Source organism: Noviherbaspirillum humi (assembly GCF_900188095.1).
In the GTDB taxonomy this organism is placed as follows: domain Bacteria; phylum Pseudomonadota; class Gammaproteobacteria; order Burkholderiales; family Burkholderiaceae_D; genus Noviherbaspirillum; species Noviherbaspirillum humi.
Genome location: NZ_FZOT01000002.1, coordinates 1 through 16,654 on the forward strand (window position 1 = coordinate 1; position 16,654 = coordinate 16,654).

Here is a 16,654-nt window from a genome sequence, read left to right on the forward strand (position 1 = left end):
AAAGCTCGGGGCCGGAGAGGCGGCCGTCGCGGCCGATGATGACGGTGGATTCGCCGCGCTCGCGGGCGGCGGCGCCGAAGGCCTGGCCGACCTGTCTGGCGACCGAGGCGTCAAGGGTCTTGCCGATGATGCCGCGGATGTCGTAGGCCTTGAAGATGCTGGGGGAGATATTCATTGCTCGTCAGTCTGGTGATTGAAAGGATGGCGCCGCTCGACCGGCGCAGAATGAAAAAAGGCTGGCAATCGTGATTACCAGCCTTGCATGCGTTTGATGCGTTATCAGGACGAAGAAGGCGCGCCGATCAGCGGCGTATCCTTCGGCGGCGTTTCGTTGTGGTAGGCGCCGCCGTAGGTATAGCCGTAGCCGTAGCGGCCTGGGCGTACCTTGAGATCGTTGAACAGCACGCCCTTGGCTTCCAGGCCGGCCTGCGCCAGGCGCTTGAGCGACTCGTTGATCTCGGTGGCGGTGGTGACGCCGGCGCGGGTCATGATGTAGATCGCGCCTGCCTGGGCACCGATGATCATGGTGTCTGCCACGGCCAGGATAGGCGGCGCATCGATCAGCACCAGGTCATAGCGCTTCGACAGGTCCTGCACGAAGGCAGCGAAGTTCGGACGCATCAGCAGCTCCGACGGATTCGGCGGCAGCGTGCCGGTCGAGATGAAGTCCATGTTCTCGATCACGTCATGGTGGATCACCTGTTCCAGGGTGCGGGCGCCGGCGATCGCATCGGAGAAGCCGTCCTGGCGGCCGAAGCCGAAGTACAGGTGCAGCAGGCCGTTGCGGAAGTCGGAGTCGATCAGCAGCACGCGCTTGCCGGTGGCTGCCATGATGGCGGCCAGGTTGGCCGACACGAAGGACTTGCCCATGCCCGGCGTGGCGCCGGAGATGACCACCACGTTGTTCTTGAACTGCGGCAGGGCGAACTGCAGCGCGGTTCGGAAGTTGCGCAGGCTTTCCACCGCCGCGTCGTTGGAGGACACCGCCGCCAGCAGCGGCACCTTGTGGCTATGCTTGGTGCCGGCCTGCGCATAAAGCTCTTTCTGGCGCTTGCTGTGCGGGATGGTGGCGTACACCGGCAGGCCGGCGATGCGCTCCACCTGCTCCGGCGTATCGATGCCGCCCTTGATGGACTTGCGCAGGAAGGCAATCATCACGCCGATGAACAGGCCGCCGAGCACGGCCAGCGCCAGGATCATCGGACGGTTCGGCTTGACCGGCTTCTCCGGCGTCATGGCGCTGTCGACCAGGCGCACATTGCTGACCTTGCCCATGGTTACCAGCTTGAGCTGCTGGGCGGTGTTGAGCAGCGCGGTGTAAAGGTCGGTGTTGACCTTCACTTCACGCTGCAGGCGCAGCAGGTTCTGCTCGATCATCGGCAGCGTCTTGACGTGGTCGTTGATCGAGTTGATCTGCTGGTTCACCTCGCGGATCTGGCTGTCGATGCCCTGCACCAGCGGATGGTCGTTGGTATAGCGGGCCAGCAGTTCGATCTTGCGCTGCTGGAGTTCCATCTTGCGCAGCTTGGCGGCGGAAGACTGCTGCAGGCTGAGCTTGGATTCCTCATTCAGATCGACGGTGCCGTTGCTGTTGCGGAAGGCGTTGTAGCGCGACTCGGCCTGCTCCACCTGAGACTTCAGCTCCGGCAGCTGCTTGTTCAGGTAGGCCAGCGATTTCTCCGCTTCCTCGGTCTTGCGGGCGGCATTCTGCTTCACATACTCTTTGCCGATTTCGCCGAGGATGGCGCTGATGACCTTGGGATCGGAGCCCTGCAGGGTGGCATTGATCACATTGGAGGTCTTGCCGCCCTGCTCCGTCACCAGCAGCGCGGTCTGCACGCCTTCGATGGAAGCGAGGCGCGAGGTGCGGGACAGGCTGAATTCGGCGCCGGGGTTCGCGGCGAGCTGGTCGATGCGCAGCTCGATGCTGCCCTTGGGCGTTTCGAACACCAGCGGCGCACCGATCTTGCCGCTGAGCTCGATCTCTGCCTCGTTCTGGCTGAGGCGGAATTGACCGTTTCCTTCGGCGGTCAGCACGAATTCCTTGTTCAGCAGGGATTCGGGCACGTTGAACACGCCGACGTCGATCTTCTCCGAGCCCCAGGCATAGCCGCCGTAGCCGAAGAGGCCGGGCGTGGAAAGCTGCTTGTTGTGATTGGCAATCCAGGAGCCGACCAGCGGGAAGTATTTCGGCTTCGCGCTGATGTATAGGCGCAGATTGTCGATGGCCCGGGAGACCACCAGGCGCGAGCGCAGCAGTTCCATCTCGGCCAGCACCGACGTCTTGACGTCGAACATCGACGACAGGTCGCCGATGATGTTCTTGGATTCCTTCTGGCCTTCCTCCTCGACGTGGATGAGCATGTTCGCCTCATACACCGGCTTGGCAAGGTAGGCGTAGCTGGCGCCCAGCAGCGCCACGATCAGGGTGATGGTGGCGATCAGCCAGCGGCTCTCCCACAGGATGTCGAAGTAGGTCGCCAGCTCGATCTCTTCTTCTTCCTGCCGCGCCGGGCCGGTCAACTGCGGTATGGATTGGTTCATCATAAAAGTGTTCTCTTATGGTTAGTACATGGTTGTAGGTGCATTTCTCGCGGCAAACCGCGGCCGCCCGCCCGGGAAGCCTGCCTCCCGTTCAGCACTCCAGGCTGGCGCCGCCTGCATTGCTGCGGCGCCATGGGCATCGTTAAGGGTTAGCGGGGATTGGCCACCGGCGTCACCGCACCGACCGCGCCGGACAGCGCGCTCGGCAGGATCAGGCTGATCGCACGGTGCCAGTTGGCCAGCGGCGTGGCCGCCACGTACACCACGTCGCGCGGCCGCAGCTCGAAGCCCTCGGCCATCGCCAGCGCGCCGTTGGCCCGTCCGTCGAGCTGATACACCGTCTGCTCGCTGCCGTTCTTGCGGATCACGTAGATCTGGCTGCCGTCGCCGCTCAGCGGGTTCACGCCGCCGGACTCGCCGAGCGCCTCGTTGAGCGTGAGCCGGCCGTTGTGCATGGTCAGCGCGCGCGGGCTGACCACTTCGCCGGAGACGAACACCTTGCTCTCGTCGCGCGAGCGCACCCGCACCACGTCGCCGTCGGCGAGCAGGATGTTGGCCGGATTGACGCCGCGCTGCACCAGCTGCGGCAGGTTGATGGCGTAATTGGTGCCGGCGCGGTTGACGACGATCTGGCTCTGATCGCCGGTGGGCAGCACGCCGCCGGCCCGGTTGATCGCCTCGACCAGCGTCATCGGGATGTCGTTGATCGCCTGCAGGCCCGGGGTGCGCACTTCGCCGTCGACATACACGCGCTTGCTGCGGTAGGACTGCACGCGCAGCGTCACCTTCGGATTCTTCAGGTATTTGGACAGGTTCTGCGCCAGCAGATTGCGCGCCTGGTCCTGGGTCAGGCCCGCGACCTTGAGCGTGCCGGCATAGGGGAACTGGATCACGCCTTCATGGTCGACAATGAAGCCGGCTGGCGGCGCGTTGGTCGCGGTATTGGAGGCATCGGCGCCGGTGCCCGCGACCACGCCCATCGCGGTAGTGGCGGTATTGGACAACTCGGGATGATCCCAGACGACGACCGAAAGCACGTCGCCCGTGCCGATCTTGTAAGGGGCGGGCTTGCCCAGCAGGTTGGTGATGTCCTGGGACGCCATCTTCTCGCGGATTTCGAGCTCTTGCTTGACCAGCTGCGGCGTGATCGGCTTGAGCACCGCATTCGTCGCTTCCGCGCCGCCCTCCGCCGACGCATTGACGTTGCTGGAACCGGAGCTGGCCGCGTTCCTGTCGAAATGGAGTCCTGGCGCGACATTGGAACAGGCTGCCAGCCATGGCAGGCATAAAGCCACACTCCATTTTTTCAGAGATGCCTTGGAATCGAAGTGCATAATGATTACCCCACTAGATTAAACAGAGCCGCCAAACGACGTGCCGGCAATGCGAAATTGAAAAAGCGCGTTCCGATACATTGACGAGTTCCGGTCCACTGGCGGTATCGAAAATCGCCCTTGCACCTTGTCTTTCCAATCCATGTCAGATGGCAGGTTGGCCTGCTCGAGTGTTTCCTTCGAATGTTTCCTTCAGACAGTAATTTATTATCTGATGTACAACTTTACGTAAGCATCCCCTCGCTGTTTTGAGCGGTGTCAACGCCCTATCACAAACCGAAATGGCCCAACAGTCGCATTTGTCGATGCATAAGTCCGCATCATGCGGCGCGAAAAAAGCTGTCAATCAGCATGCATTTCCGATCTGCCGAACATCCGCTTCGCGGCTGCACTGCATGTGGGAAAGATAGAAGAAAGGGGAATTGCCGGTCTTGCGCGGCGACATGGCCGGAGAGGCCAGGGATTAAGCTGGATTAAACTTTGAAGAAAGGTAAATCAGGAGCCCGGAGCGGGAAGTGGAAGCGGCGACCGAGCGACGGCGAATGCAACGGAACCAAACTTCGGAAAACGCCGCCTTCGACTAAACGCTGCCCATGGCGAAGCGGGCTGCCCTGCATGCGGCATGGCACCGGCACGCAGGTTTTCCGCTCATCCTTCGCGCAGGGTTTGCAGCGGCGGCCGCGCCAGCACGTTGCGCAGTCCCACCATGCCGCCGATGAATGCGCAAATCGCGCCAACCACGACCCCGATGAGCCAGACCAGCGGCCGAAAGCCCCATTCGAAGTTGAAGACCTGGTCTGCCAGCAGCCAGCCGACCACGGCGGCGCCGGTTGCCGCCAGCACGCCCGATACGCCGCCGACCAGGGCGAACTCGATCCACTGGGCCCGCGACAGCTGGCGCCGGGTAGCGCCGAGCGCTCGCAGCAGCCCGGCTTCCCGCATGCGCTCATCCTGGGAGCCGGCGAGCGCGGCATACAGCACAAGGAAGCCCGACGCCAGCGTGAACAGGAACAGGAACTCGACCGCGGCGATGACCTGATCGAGTACCGACTGCACCTGGCGCAAAACGCTGCCGATGTCGACCACCGTCAGGTTCGGGAAATCCTGCGTCAGACGCCGCACAAAACCCTCGGCCGACTGCGGCACATGGAATGCGGTGATCCAGGTTTGCGGCGCATTCTGCAGCGCCTGCGGGCTGAGGATGACGAAGAAATTGACCCGCATCGATCCCCATTCCAGCTTGCGCAGGCTGGTGATCGGCGCTTCCACCATCTGGCCGGCGATGTCGAAGCGTATCCGGTCGCCGAGGCGAAGACCGAGCGTCTTCGCCAGCCCCTGCTCCACCGACGCCTCGGCCCGGCCGCCGCTGAACCAGGCGCCGCCGGTCAGCTGGTTTTGCGGCGGCATGGCATCCATGGTGGATAGATTGAACTCCCGCTCGACCAGGCGGCGCGCCCGGTCCTCCACATAGCTGTCGCCATTCACCTGACGGCCATTGATTGCCACCAGCCGTCCGCGGATCATCGGATACAAGGCGGCGTCCCGGATGCCTTGCGCCTTGAGACGGGCCTCGATCTCGTTCTTCTGGTCGGGCTGGATGTTGATCACGAAATGGTTTGGCGCGTCGGCCGGCGTCGACTGCCGCCAGGCGTCAAGCAAATCCTCCCGGATCACGGTCAGCAGGAGCAAGGCCATCAGCCCGAGCGCCAGCGCCACGATCTGCATCAGCGTCGCGCCCGTGCGCCGCTGCAGTGCGGTGACGGCAAAGCGCCAGCCGGGATACGGCAAGGCGGTTCTCAGCGACTTGAGCGAAAGCATGCACAGCCAGCCCACCAGCGCAAATGCGGCGAGGCCGCCAAGGAAACCGCCGGCGGTCAGGAGCGCCAGCTTGGGCTTGCCGACCTGCCACAGCAGCAAGCCGGTGAAGGCCAGCAGGCCGGTGCCGTAGCTCGTCAGCGCACCGGCCTTGGGCGGCTCCTGCTCGCGCCGGATGACGCGGTTGTGGGGCACGTTGCGCAGCTGGAGAATCGGCGGCAGCGCAAAACCGATGAGCAGCACCAGTCCGGTGGTCACGCCCTGCAGCGCCGGCACGATGCTCACCGGCGGCAGCTCCGTCGTCACCAGCCGGCCCAGCCATTCCAGCAGCAGGAAGTGCGCGCCGAAGCCGGCCGCCACGCCGAGCAAGCTGCCGGCCACGCCGATCAACAGGAATTCGAGCAGGTACATCAGGGTGACGGCGTTTTGCGTCATGCCGAGGCAGCGCAGCATGGCGCAGGCGTCGATGTGGCGCAGCATGAAGCGGCGCGCCGCCATCGCCACCGCAACTGCCGCCAGCATGGCCGACAGCAGTCCCACCAGAGACAGAAACTGCTCCGCCCGCTCCAGGGTCGCCTGCATCTCCGGCCGGCCGCTCTCCAGCGTCTCGATGCGCGTGCCGCGCACATTGGCCTGCCGAATGTCCTGCTGCAGCCAGTCGCGGAACCCGGCGACAGCCTGCGGCGCGCCCGCCACCAGCAGGCGGTAAGTCAGGCGCGAGCCATTCTGCACCAGCCCGGTGGCCGCCAGCTCGTCGAGCTGGAGCATGACGCGCGGCGCGAAGTTCATGAAGCCGGCGCCGCGGTCCGGCTCCACCGCGATCACCTGCGCCACCTTGAAACTGGCGTCGCCGAGCCGCAGCGTCTGGCCCTTGGCGATGTTCAGGCCGGCCAGCAGATTGGCGTCAGCCCAGACGGTGCCCGGCGCCGGGATGTCGCGCGTCGGGCGTTCCTCTCCGGTGCCCTGCGCCAGCTTGAGGCTGCCGCGCAGCGGATAGCCGGTCGACACCGCTTTCACCGACGCCAGCAGGGAGGCTGCCTCATCGCCTTCGCCCGCCAGCGCCATGCTGGGAAACACCACGGTTTCGGCGCTGGACAAGCCGCGGCGCGCCGCCTCCTCCTTCCACGCCGGACGCAGGGGCTGGTCGGCATTGAGCACGAGATCGGCGCCGAGCAGCTGATTGGCGTCACGCGCCAGCCCGGCGCGCATGCGGTCGACGAAAAAGCCGACCGAGGAAAGCGACGCCACCGCGACGATCAGCGCCACCAGCAGGAACCGCAGCTCTCCCGCGCGCCAGTCGCGCGCCGTCATTCGAAGCGCAAGGAACATGGACTAGATCCGGAATCGGCTGCTGAGCCAGCGCAGGCCGCGCCAGAGCTTCGGCAGCAGCCACAGCGCCAGCAGGAAGAACAGGCCGAGGAAGGTGAAGAGCAGCCAGGGATGGAAGAAGGCGGCCCAGAGTCCGCCCGCCACCGCCGCATCTTCCGACAACGAAGCGGCCCAATTGCTGAACGGCTCGGGCGAAGTGTTGATCAGCGCCCGGCTGCCCGCCTTGGTCGCATGCGCGCCGGCAGCGAAGGTGCCGCCGATGACGGCGGCGATCGTGGTGAGGGTCGGGTCCATGCTGCCGAGGGAAGCAGCGGCAAGCACCGCGCCGGCCGGAATGCGGATGAAGGTCTGGATCGCGTCCCAGACCGAATCCAGGCCAGGTATCTTATCGGCCAGGAATTCGGCCATCATCAGCAGGCCGGACGTCGCCATCACCCACTGCGACTCCAACACCTGCAGCGCGGGCGGCAGTTCGATCCAGCCGATGCGGGCGAACAGGCCCGCGATGAACAGCGTCATGTACAGGCGCAGGCCGCTCGCCCAGGAAAGTCCGCTGGCCAGCGCCGCGGTGGAAACCGATTCAACCATTGGGCCCTCCATCCAGAATGGACAGGACGGGCGTACACCGCGCATCGACACGGTGCAAGACGCCGGGTCCGGAGCGGCCTTCTTTCACCCGCCCGGACGCCGCGCGCGTCATGCCAGTCCCGCTTCCGCGAAATAAGCATCCACTTCGTCCAGCCGCTTCTGCTTTTCCGATGCAGGCAGAAAGGCGGCCGAAAAGCTGTTGCGCGCCAGCTGGCGCGCATGTCCCGCATCCAGCCCGAGGGCGTCAAAGGTCTGCAGGAAATTGTCGTTGATGTACCCGCCGAAGTAGGCGGGATCATCCGAATTCACCGTTACCTTCAAGCCGGCATCGAGCAGCGCGCGCATGTTGTGCTGATGCAGCGCGTCGAACACGCACAGCTTGATGTTGGACAGCGGGCAGACGGTGAGCGCGATGCCGTCCTTCGCCACGCGCCGGGTCAGCTCTGGATCCTCGAGGCAGCGCACGCCGTGGTCGATGCGCTCGACCTTCAGCAGATCGAGCGCGGTGCGGATATAGTCGGGCGGCCCCTCCTCGCCGGCATGCGCCACCAGGTGCAGGCCGAGTTCGCGGCAGCGGGCGAACACGCGGGCAAACTTTTCCGGCGGATGGCCGCGCTCGGAGGAATCCAGGCCCACGCCAAGCAGGCGGTCACGGTACGGCAGCGCCTGCTCCAGCGTGGCAAAGGCTTCCTCCTCCGACAGATGGCGCAGAAAGCACATGATCAGGCCGCCCGAGATGCCCCATTCGGAACGGGCATCCGCAAGGGCCCGGGAGATGCCGTCGATCACCGTTGCAAAGGCGATGCCGCGGGCGGTGTGGGTCTGCGGATCGAAGAACATCTCCACATGCCGCACATTGTCTTCATGCGCCCGCTTGAGATAGGCACGGGTCATGTCGTAGAAATCCTGCTCGGTGATCAGCACGCTTGCGCCGGCATAGTAGATATCGAGGAAGGACTGCAGATCGGTGAATGCATAGGCGCGGCGCAGGTCCTCGACCGACGCGTAATCGAGCCGCACATTGTTGCGCTGGGCAAGCGCGAAGATCAGCTCGGGTTCGAGCGAGCCTTCGATATGGATATGCAGTTCCGCCTTGGGCATGCCTCGCAGAACCCGGTGCAGGGTGTCAGCCATGTAAGAGACCTATGATCATGGACTCCTCGAACGCCGGACCCGTCAACCGGTTGATGCCTGCAGACCGGACGCTCCGGCCGGCGTCCCGCCAGAGATCCGGCGAGGGAGTATTGCCGTGATTGTAAGGCCAGTTCCCTTCTCGCGTGTATTCCCTTCTTCCCGGCCGCCAGGTCAAAGCGTGGCGCCCCTGCCCGCATCCAGATGCCGCTTTTCGAACGCTTCCTGGCAGGGAGCGCAGCGCTCCGCCATCGGCTGCACCTCCAGCCGCGCATAGGGGATCTCGTTGCCGCAGTCGACGCAATCGCCGTAAGTGCCCTCCGTCATGCGATTGCGCGCCGCTTCGATGGCGCGCAGTTCGATCATGTCGCGGGAGATGGCGGCATTGTCGAGATCGACCGACAGATCGGCAAAAGACGAGTCGCCCGGGTCCGGAATCTCGCTGGCAACGTCGACGAAAGAATCGCGGCTGCCGTTCTCCCGGCTGACATCGGCGCGCAGATCGGTCTCGCGCCGGTCCAGCAGGTCCTTCAGGTGATCCAGTTGCTGCTTGTTCAGGGTAGACATGGTCGTTCCGTATGCAAAGTTGAAGGGCTTGTCGTCGGTTCAGCGGGCCGGGCGCTGCTGATAGCGCCACAACGCGGCCAGGGCCGCCACGCCCAGCCAGATGGTCATCATGGCCTTCGGATTCATCACCGCCTTGGTGTAAAGGCTGGACTCGAGTACCGGCGCCGTCACGCCCTGGCGCTCGCGCAGTTCCGAGCCGGCCTGATACAAGCTGTTCCGTTCGCGGTCGGTGGCCGGCATGTCGGAGCGCTGGGCCGGGATGAGGAACCGTTTCCCGATCTGGTCGAATATCCGCGGCGCGAACTGCCCGCCGACGGAACCGAGCTTGGCGGCGGCGCCGACGAAGATGTCGCGCCGGGCGTTTTCGGCGGCGTACAGGATGGCATCCGCCGCCACTTCCGGCGCATATACCGGCGGCGGAAGCTTCGGTTCGACGTCCATGAAATTCTTTGCATGCTCCAGGAACATGGTATCGATGCCGGCCGGCTTGATCAGCGTCACCGACACCGGCGCGCCTTCATCGGCCAGTTCCATGCGCAGCGCGTCGGTGAAGCCCTTGACCGCATGCTTGGATGCCGAGTACATGCCCTGCAGCGGCACGGCGACGTCGGACAATTCGCTGCCGAGATTGATCAGCGCGCCGCCGCGCTGCTTCAAATGTTCCACCGCCACCATAGAGCCATGCACCACGCCCCAGAAATTGGTCTGGAACAAGCGCTTCTGGTCTTCCATCGGCACATCCTCGCTGCGTCCGAAGATCGAAATGCCGGCATTGTTGATCCAGGTATCGAAGCCGCCGAAGCGCTCGACGGCGACTTGCGCGATGCGACGCACGTCCGATTCCACGCCGACATCGGCGACCGCGTAAGCGGCCTCGCAGCCTTGCTTGGCGAGTTCGTGAGTGAGCTGCTTCAGACCGTCTTCATTCCTGGCGGACAAGACCAGCCGCGCGCCGCGCTTGGCCGCCATGCGCGCCGTGGTGAGGCCGATGCCGCTGGTGGCGCCGGTGATGACAACTACCTGCTCGGAAAGCTTCTTCAAGCGAATTCCCATTCGAGGCTCCTTTCGGCGCGATTGCAGCGAAAACCATGCCCGGGAAATCGGGGCGGTTTGGATCGCAGGAATTGCGCCGGGCTTGCATGCGGTGAAATTTTTACTCTTGTCATGCGCGTTTTTTCACGGCGCCAGATGCCCCAACCCTGCTCGCGGGGTCTGGAACAATCGGGCGCGGTTTCGTCTCCGATGCGATATGCTGTCAATCAGCTCTCGCCTTCTCATCCAGGCAGTCAAGCCCCGCATTGCGTCTGCTACTCGTCGGAAAGGAGACATGCATGGCTTTCCCCAAGAACCATTTTGGCGTGCCTCAATATCCCTCGACCGACACGCGCCGGCTCTTCGTGCTGCTCGGCGCCATCGATCTGCTGGAGCGCCCCACCGTCTCGGCCATCGCCGATCTCACCAGCCATGACCGCGATACCATCGACCAGGAAGTCAACAGGCTGCGCGAAGAATTCGGCGTGTCGCTGCACAAGGTGGGCGAGGTTTACCACATTGAATCGTGGGGCAAGGTGCTCAATCCCGAAGGCGTGAAGGGCTATCTGCGCGGTTAGAGCGTCACTGCAGCGCCGCCAGTTCGCGGTTGGTGATTCTGTCTTCCCGGGAGATGGTTGCCGCTACGTAGGCGAGAAAACCGTCGAGTTTCTGCCAGGCGCCGACCTGCTCGATCTCGACCGAATGCCACCACAAATGGAAGGCGCCACCGGTATCGCGCGCATGATCGAACATGGCGAAGATGCGCTCGGTCCAATCCTCATGCTGAAGCGCGAGAAACAATCCTTCCTGGCGCGACATCCATTGCCCCGCCTCGGCGAAATTGCGCAGATAGACCGACCGGTCATGGGGAAAGAACTGCACCGTGGTCGGCATCTCGTATCGCGCATTGCCGCTGTCGAAGCGGAGATTGACCGTGGTGCGCGCATAATCGAAGCCGCACGCTTCGACCAGCTTCACATCGCGCCGCTGGTATTTGCCGCCCGGATAGCAGAAGCCGGCGACAGGCTTGTTGAGCACGTCTTCCAGCATCTTCTTTCCATCCATGATCTGATCATAGGCTTCCCAGATGTTGGTGTGCTTCAGATAGCAGTGGTCGAAAGTATGCGAACCGATTTCGAAGCGGCGCCCCAACTCCCTGATCTGCTGAGGATTCATGACCTCGGGCCCCTCGCGGTTCTTGATCGGTACGTAGAAGGTTCCCGACAAGCCATGTTTGTCCAGCAGTTCGGCGGTCTTCAAGTCCAGTGGATGGCCATCGTCGATGGAACAGGTAAACAAAACTCCCATCAATTCTCCGCAAAGCATTATTCAAAAGGCTTTTTTTAGAGCAGCACCTAGTTGAAATAGTTTTATCGATCGCGGAATTTTATTTCTACCATGGCAAGCGCAGGACGGCGTCGCACATGGCTGCAGGACGTCGAAACAGGTCAAGCCCAAAAACAAAACGCCCCGACAAGGGGCGCTTTGCCTGCTGCCCTCGAACGGCTCACGCCGGCATGCGGATGTTCATCGGTGCCTGCGACACGAGCGCGAACCGGCAGGCCTCGACCAGGCCTTGAGCCGCGGTGTCGAAGGTGAAGTCCCGAACCAGACGCAGACTGTTGGCGGCGTACCGCATCCGGAGCGCGTCATCCGTCAGCAATTGGCTTGCCGCCTCGCTCCAGGCATCGACTTCCAGCGGCAGCACCCTTCCGTTTTCTCCGTCGCGCACCAGTTCACCAACCACGCCGGCTTGCGGCGATACCAGTACCGGCAGGCCGGCGGCGCAGGCTTCGTTCGCCACAACGCCCCATGGGTCCCAGCGCGTCGGAAACAGGAACAGGCGGGCCGAGCGGTAGAGGGATGGCAGCTCGGACTGGGTGGCGAATCCATGAAAGGCGACCTCGACGCTGTCGGCATGCCGCTCGGCCTTTTGCTTCAGGCCGGCCTCCATGCTGCCTGCGCCGGCAAACAGCAAGCTGACCTTCCTTCCCAGACGCCGGGCAGCGGCGATGGCCACGTCAAGCGCGAAGCCGGGATTTTTCACCTCCTCGATACGGCCGGAGAACATCAGGTCATAGCGTTTTGCTTCTGGAGCCGCGCCCGGATCAAAAGCGGCGTTATCGATGCACAGGCAGGACCGGAAGCACTGCGCGGCCGGCACGCCGTACGAGGCATAGTGGCGCTCGCCGCCGGCGCTTGCCGGAACGAAGGCGCGCGTGCGGGCATAGATGAAGCGCCGCACCAGCTTGTGTATCCGGCTCAGTCCCTGTTCGGAAACGTCGGTTCCGTCGGTCATCGCGACATGGGGCAATCCCTGCAGCCATGCGTAGCCGAAGGCGTACAGATGGGTCGGATTGAAGCCATCGGTGATCACGACGTCTGGGCGAAAGCGCCGCAGCGCCGCCAACACGTCGGGATTGTTGTGAATGTAGCGTCCGTCGACCGTGCTGAACCGTTCGCGCAGGAAGACATGATCGAAGCGCAGCGGCGGCAGATCCCACAAGCGGTTCGGCTCGCGCCGGCTGCAAAAAATGGCTTGGAACGTGATCTCCGGCATTTCGCCTATGCGCTGAAATACCGGGATGCGGTAAGGCGGTGGCACATTGGTGACGATGGCGATTCGAGTCATTGGCTTTCTCTTGAGGTGTGCGTGACGGCGGTTGCCATCCTGCACCCGGGACGACATCGGTGGGTTGGAACCGATTGCCATGTTATCCAGCCGCGCCTTCCATGCCTTGCGATGCACTAATCCGGTTGCAAGTCGGCATCGCGGCTCGCTCTGTTCGTCACGAACAACAAAAATCCGAAAATCGCCTTCAATAAATCAATGTTCTTTGGAACAGAATCCTTTTACCGGCGTCATAAAGATGCTTAAAAAGCAAATCTGCACATAGCGATGAAGAAATTCATAGCGCAATAGGAAACTTTACCCAGATCAATTGGTCATTAGCTACGGTTGCTTTGCAGATTACATTTTTCCGGAGAACATGCCATGGCTGAACATGCATTAGCAGGACAAGAAACCTATGATCCCAACCGCTTGCTGGACACCCTGCGGGAGAAGATGCGCTTGAAAAATGATGCTGCCCTGTCGCGCGCGCTCGAGGTCGCTCCTCCGGTGATCAGCAAGATCCGCCACAAGCGCCTGCCGGTTGGCGCCTCGTTGCTCATCCGCATGCATGAGGTATCCGACCTCAGCATCCGCGAACTGCGGGATTTGATGGGCGATCGCCGCAACAAGTATCGCGCCAGCGATACCTATGGAAAGAAAATGCCGACAGAGGGTAACGGCGTGGGCGCTTCGGGCCCTGGCAGCACCGATGCGGGAAGCTCCAGCCCGATGCAGCAATAAGACTGCAATCGTGTCCGCAAACTAAAAGAGCGCAAAGGCCAGACCTTTGCGCTCCTGCTTGCGTCTAAAAAATGCAAGTTGTTGAATTTTTTGCTATAAAATAAAAGCAGGGCAATCGCAAAATTGTTTTGCCGGCCTGTGAACTTCTTTGCATGCGGTCTTACCAAGCACTTACATTACGAAGTACTTAAGACAGTGAGCCGGAGCGAAAAATGGCGCGAGTGGACGATACCGCCTATCAGCTGGAAAACCTGGTAGATGCGGCGTGCGAATACGGAATCGTGATGGAATTGCTCACGGTGATCCATGAATTGTGCAATCGCCGGCAATTGCTCGGCGAGGACAATGAGCTGCTGAACGTCGCCAGCGTTGCGGCGCTGCTGGCTCGCGCACAGCGCCAAAACCTGCAAATCGATTCCTGAAGCCAGCCGTCAAGCCGCCATCGCCATCAGGCGATTCATCAGGCACTCACTCTCCAGCAAGCCGTTCTCCATCAGCCCCTCTGCCTTAGCAAGCCGCACCAGACCCCGCAACGCCTCGCGCATCGTATGTTTTTCACGCACGCCTGCTTCTTCGCCCAGCGTGGCATCGATCATGGATTCGATCATTTCAGACGTCGTCATCGCAGTTGCGCTCATCATTACCCCAATCGTTTAGGTGAGTTCGATGAATGCATTTTGCGGCCAATTTGCCTCCAGGCACTTGAGTAGCGTCAAATTTTTTTCGGAATAATCCTACAAAGATTAGGAAAATACGCTTCTGACATTAGGAAATTGCTTACTGGTTCTCCACTTGCGGTTACACCGGTCTTTCGCAGTTTGCAGAGTCATATTTTCCGAGCGGAATGCTCTCAAATTGTGAGAGCGTCATTTCGGTGGCATAATCTCGGACTCCAGTGGAAGCGTGGCCGAGTGGTTGAAGGCACCAGTCTTGAAAACTGGCGACGGGGCAACCCGTTCGTGAGTTCGAATCTCACCGCTTCCGCCAATCTCCCCGCCGTCGCCTCATCTTCCTGCTCAAGCCGTACGACGAGCCAAGGCCGGCCTTCTCTGGATTCCCCCGCCTTCGTCATTCTTTTTTGCAGCACGGGAAGAAACGTCTATCAATCTTGCAGAAAAATTTCCTGTAGGTCGTTCAGGAAGCGTTTGCCGAGCTCCGTTGGCTTGATGACGCGATGATCGCGGTAGAGCAGCCCTTTCGTTTCCGCCCGATTCAAGGCAGGCTCGATGGCATTGATGCTCAGGCCCGTGCGTTCGCTGAAGAGATTGACATCGAAGCCATCCACCAGGCGCAAGGCATTCAGCATGAATTCGAAGCCAAGCGCATCCCGCCCAACTTCGAACTCTTCCTGCACCGGTGCACCCTTGCTCACCGCATCGAGATACGCCTTGGGCTGTTTGAACCGCATCTGCCGCACGATCCTGTGCGGAAATGACAGCTTCGAATGCGCGCCGGCGCCGATGCCCAGGTAATCACCGAACTGCCAATAATTCAGATTGTGCCGGGCGCGCCGGTTCGGCTGCGCATAGGCCGACACCTCGTAATGCCCATAGCCGGCATCGGCGGTTGCCGCCTCGATCATGTCCTGCATCTCGGCGCTCTGGTCATCGTCAGGTACGGCAGGCGGGAATTTGGCGAAATAGGTATTGGGCTCCAGCGTCAGGTGATAGAGCGACAGGTGTGGCGGGGCCATGGCGATCGCCGTGTCGATATCGGCACGCGCGTCTGCCAGACTCTGCCCCGGCAGCGCATACATCAGGTCGAGATTGAAATTGTCGAAGTTTGCATGGGCGATTTCCACTGCCCGGCGGGCGTCGCCGCCATCATGGATGCGGCCAAGCTTTTCCAGATAGCGGCTGTCGAAACTCTGGATGCCGATCGACAGGCGATTGATGCCGCTGGCGCGATAGGAACGAAACTTGTCGGCTTCGAAAGTGCCCGGATTGGCTTCCATCGTGATTTCCACCGCCCCGTCGAGCGGCAGCAGCGTCCGGATATCCGACATGAGGCGGTCGAGGCCGGCGGCCGACATCAGGCTGGGCGTGCCGCCGCCGATGAAGATGGTGTAGATCTTCCGGCCCCAGATCAGGGGCAAGGCCTGCTCCAGGTCGCTGCGCAGCGCATCCAGATAGTCCCGCTCGGGGAAGTCGCCCCGCACCTCGTGTGAATTGAAGTCGCAGTAGGGGCATTTGCGCACGCACCAGGGGAAATGCACATACAGCGACAGCGGCGGCAGGCTGGCGAGGTTGATCAGCCCCGGCTTGAGGAAGGCATTGGCGGCCTGCGCCGCGTCCGCCCGCTTTCCATCGCTTATGGCGACCGGCGCGACCGGCTTGATCGGAATCATTTCAGCTTCTCGACCAGCAGGCGCAATGCCTGTCCCCGATGCGACAGCCGGTTTTTCTCTTCGGCGGAAAGTTCGGCAACCGATTTACCGAGTGCCGGCAGCCAGAAATACGGGTCGTAGCCGAATCCGCCGGCGCCACGCGCTTCCGGGCGGATCTCCCCATCCCATCGCCCCTCGGCGATGACCGGTTGCGGATCGTCGGCGTGGCGCAGGTAGACCAGCACGCAGTAGTAATAGGCCGACTTGTCGGCATGCGCGGCAAGCTCCGTGATGAGCTTTTCATTGTTGCGGGCATCCGACTTCGGCTCGCCGGCAAAACGCGCGGACAGCACACCAGGTGCGCCGCCGAGCGCGGTGACGCAGACGCCGGAATCATCGGCCAGCGCCGGCCTGCCCGACAGGCGGGCGGCATGGCGTGCCTTGGCCAGCGCGTTTTCCACGAAGGTGGGATGCGGCTCTTCCGCTTCCGGGATGTTGAGGTCGCCTTGCGGCCGCAGCGCGAAGCCGAGCGGACCGAGCAGCTGGCCGAATTCCTTCAGCTTGCCGGCATTGTTCGAGGCGAGGATGATTTCTTGCGTCATGGTTCTTGGATAAAGCAAAGCGGGCGCCGTT

The 16,654-nt window shown here is 62.3% G+C and carries 15 protein-coding genes, 1 tRNA gene and 1 pseudogene; 4 read left to right on the plus strand and 13 right to left on the minus strand.

Going from position 1 to position 16,654, the window contains the following annotated elements:
• The 8 genes and pseudogenes from CHB88_RS03340 to CHB88_RS03375 all read right to left on the minus strand — a co-directional run.
• A pseudogene (locus CHB88_RS03340) lies at positions 1-175 on the minus strand (phosphomannomutase/phosphoglucomutase); the annotation flags it as partial.
• 104 nt (positions 176-279) lie between these two features.
• Positions 280-2,547: a polysaccharide biosynthesis tyrosine autokinase gene (locus tag CHB88_RS03345; RefSeq protein ID WP_245844710.1), complete on the minus strand. Its 2,268-nt coding sequence runs from the start codon at positions 2,545-2,547 to the stop codon at positions 280-282.
• 146 nt (positions 2,548-2,693) lie between these two features.
• On the minus strand, positions 2,694-3,839 hold the full coding sequence (locus CHB88_RS03350) for a polysaccharide biosynthesis/export family protein (protein ID WP_245844713.1): 1,146 nt from the start codon (positions 3,837-3,839) through the stop codon (positions 2,694-2,696).
• Between the two features lie 687 nt (positions 3,840-4,526).
• Positions 4,527-7,022, minus strand: a complete 2,496-nt coding sequence (locus tag CHB88_RS03355) for an ABC transporter permease (protein ID WP_089397900.1) — start codon at positions 7,020-7,022, stop codon at positions 4,527-4,529.
• A gap of 3 nt (positions 7,023-7,025) precedes the next feature.
• The gene (locus CHB88_RS03360) at positions 7,026-7,610 is read right to left on the minus strand and encodes a DUF4126 domain-containing protein (RefSeq protein WP_089397901.1); all 585 of its coding nucleotides are present in this window, start codon (positions 7,608-7,610) and stop codon (positions 7,026-7,028) included.
• Positions 7,611-7,718: 108 nt separating this feature from the next.
• Positions 7,719-8,744 (minus strand): adenosine deaminase, encoded by a 1,026-nt coding sequence (locus tag CHB88_RS03365; protein WP_089397902.1) that lies wholly within the window; start codon positions 8,742-8,744, stop codon positions 7,719-7,721.
• Between the two features lie 171 nt (positions 8,745-8,915).
• Positions 8,916-9,308: a TraR/DksA family transcriptional regulator gene (locus CHB88_RS03370; protein ID WP_089397903.1), complete on the minus strand. Its 393-nt coding sequence runs from the start codon at positions 9,306-9,308 to the stop codon at positions 8,916-8,918.
• Positions 9,309-9,347: 39 nt separating this feature from the next.
• Entirely contained in the window at positions 9,348-10,361 is a 1,014-nt protein-coding gene (locus CHB88_RS03375; RefSeq protein ID WP_089397904.1) for an SDR family oxidoreductase, read from the minus strand.
• A gap of 278 nt (positions 10,362-10,639) precedes the next feature.
• Here CHB88_RS03375 and CHB88_RS03380 point away from each other — a divergent pair, with 278 nt between their 5' ends.
• On the plus strand, positions 10,640-10,918 hold the full coding sequence (locus CHB88_RS03380; protein WP_089397905.1) for a hypothetical protein: 279 nt from the start codon (positions 10,640-10,642) through the stop codon (positions 10,916-10,918).
• Between the two features lie 4 nt (positions 10,919-10,922).
• Here CHB88_RS03380 and CHB88_RS03385 read toward each other — a convergent pair whose 3' ends face one another.
• Both CHB88_RS03385 and CHB88_RS03390 read right to left on the minus strand, forming a co-directional pair.
• Positions 10,923-11,648, minus strand: a complete 726-nt coding sequence (locus CHB88_RS03385; RefSeq protein ID WP_245844717.1) for a polysaccharide deacetylase family protein — start codon at positions 11,646-11,648, stop codon at positions 10,923-10,925.
• Positions 11,649-11,847: 199 nt separating this feature from the next.
• Positions 11,848-12,972 (minus strand): glycosyltransferase family 4 protein, encoded by a 1,125-nt coding sequence (locus CHB88_RS03390; RefSeq protein WP_245844718.1) that lies wholly within the window; start codon positions 12,970-12,972, stop codon positions 11,848-11,850.
• Between the two features lie 363 nt (positions 12,973-13,335).
• On the opposite strand from CHB88_RS03390, the gene CHB88_RS03395 reads away from it, so the two are divergent.
• Together CHB88_RS03395 and CHB88_RS03400 are read left to right on the plus strand one after the other, a co-directional pair.
• Positions 13,336-13,695, plus strand: coding sequence for a hypothetical protein (locus tag CHB88_RS03395; protein ID WP_245844720.1), 360 nt, complete (start codon positions 13,336-13,338; stop codon positions 13,693-13,695).
• Between the two features lie 212 nt (positions 13,696-13,907).
• Entirely contained in the window at positions 13,908-14,117 is a 210-nt protein-coding gene (locus CHB88_RS03400) for a hypothetical protein (RefSeq protein WP_089397907.1), read from the plus strand.
• Between the two features lie 9 nt (positions 14,118-14,126).
• On the opposite strand, the gene CHB88_RS03405 is transcribed toward CHB88_RS03400, so the two are convergent.
• Positions 14,127-14,336, minus strand: coding sequence for a hypothetical protein (locus CHB88_RS03405; RefSeq protein ID WP_089397908.1), 210 nt, complete (start codon positions 14,334-14,336; stop codon positions 14,127-14,129).
• Between the two features lie 256 nt (positions 14,337-14,592).
• Between CHB88_RS03405 and CHB88_RS03410 the strand changes: the two genes are divergently transcribed.
• Positions 14,593-14,682, plus strand: a tRNA-Ser gene (locus CHB88_RS03410).
• A gap of 115 nt (positions 14,683-14,797) precedes the next feature.
• Here CHB88_RS03410 and hemW read toward each other — a convergent pair.
• Positions 14,798-16,042, minus strand: a complete 1,245-nt coding sequence (gene hemW / locus CHB88_RS03415) for a radical SAM family heme chaperone HemW (RefSeq protein ID WP_089397909.1) — start codon at positions 16,040-16,042, stop codon at positions 14,798-14,800.
• Complete coding sequence (gene rdgB, locus CHB88_RS03420) at positions 16,039-16,623, minus strand: RdgB/HAM1 family non-canonical purine NTP pyrophosphatase (protein ID WP_089397910.1); 585 nt, start codon at positions 16,621-16,623, stop codon at positions 16,039-16,041. Before rdgB ends, hemW begins: the two co-directional genes overlap by 4 nt.
• Positions 16,624-16,654 lie beyond the last annotated feature (31 nt).

Bases quoted from the DNA above. Each gene is read 5' to 3' on its own strand.
- CHB88_RS03405 (WP_089397908.1), bottom strand. From the start codon at position 14,336: ATGATGAGCGCAACTGCGATGACGACGTCTGAAATGATCGAATCCATG.
- hemW (WP_089397909.1), bottom strand. From the start codon at position 16,042: ATGATTCCGATCAAGCCGGTCGCGCCGGTCGCCATAAGCGATGGAAAG.
- CHB88_RS03375 (WP_089397904.1), bottom strand. From the start codon at position 10,361: ATGGGAATTCGCTTGAAGAAGCTTTCCGAGCAGGTAGTTGTCATCACC.
- rdgB (WP_089397910.1), bottom strand. From the start codon at position 16,623: ATGACGCAAGAAATCATCCTCGCCTCGAACAATGCCGGCAAGCTGAAG.
- CHB88_RS03365 (WP_089397902.1), bottom strand. From the start codon at position 8,744: ATGGCTGACACCCTGCACCGGGTTCTGCGAGGCATGCCCAAGGCGGAA.
- CHB88_RS03400 (WP_089397907.1), top strand. From the start codon at position 13,908: ATGGCGCGAGTGGACGATACCGCCTATCAGCTGGAAAACCTGGTAGAT.
- CHB88_RS03385 (WP_245844717.1), bottom strand. From the start codon at position 11,648: ATGGGAGTTTTGTTTACCTGTTCCATCGACGATGGCCATCCACTGGAC.
- CHB88_RS03370 (WP_089397903.1), bottom strand. From the start codon at position 9,308: ATGTCTACCCTGAACAAGCAGCAACTGGATCACCTGAAGGACCTGCTG.
- CHB88_RS03360 (WP_089397901.1), bottom strand. From the start codon at position 7,610: ATGGTTGAATCGGTTTCCACCGCGGCGCTGGCCAGCGGACTTTCCTGG.
- CHB88_RS03345 (WP_245844710.1), bottom strand. From the start codon at position 2,547: ATGATGAACCAATCCATACCGCAGTTGACCGGCCCGGCGCGGCAGGAA.
- CHB88_RS03395 (WP_245844720.1), top strand. From the start codon at position 13,336: ATGGCTGAACATGCATTAGCAGGACAAGAAACCTATGATCCCAACCGC.
- CHB88_RS03390 (WP_245844718.1), bottom strand. From the start codon at position 12,972: ATGACTCGAATCGCCATCGTCACCAATGTGCCACCGCCTTACCGCATC.
- CHB88_RS03355 (WP_089397900.1), bottom strand. From the start codon at position 7,022: ATGTTCCTTGCGCTTCGAATGACGGCGCGCGACTGGCGCGCGGGAGAG.
- CHB88_RS03380 (WP_089397905.1), top strand. From the start codon at position 10,640: ATGGCTTTCCCCAAGAACCATTTTGGCGTGCCTCAATATCCCTCGACC.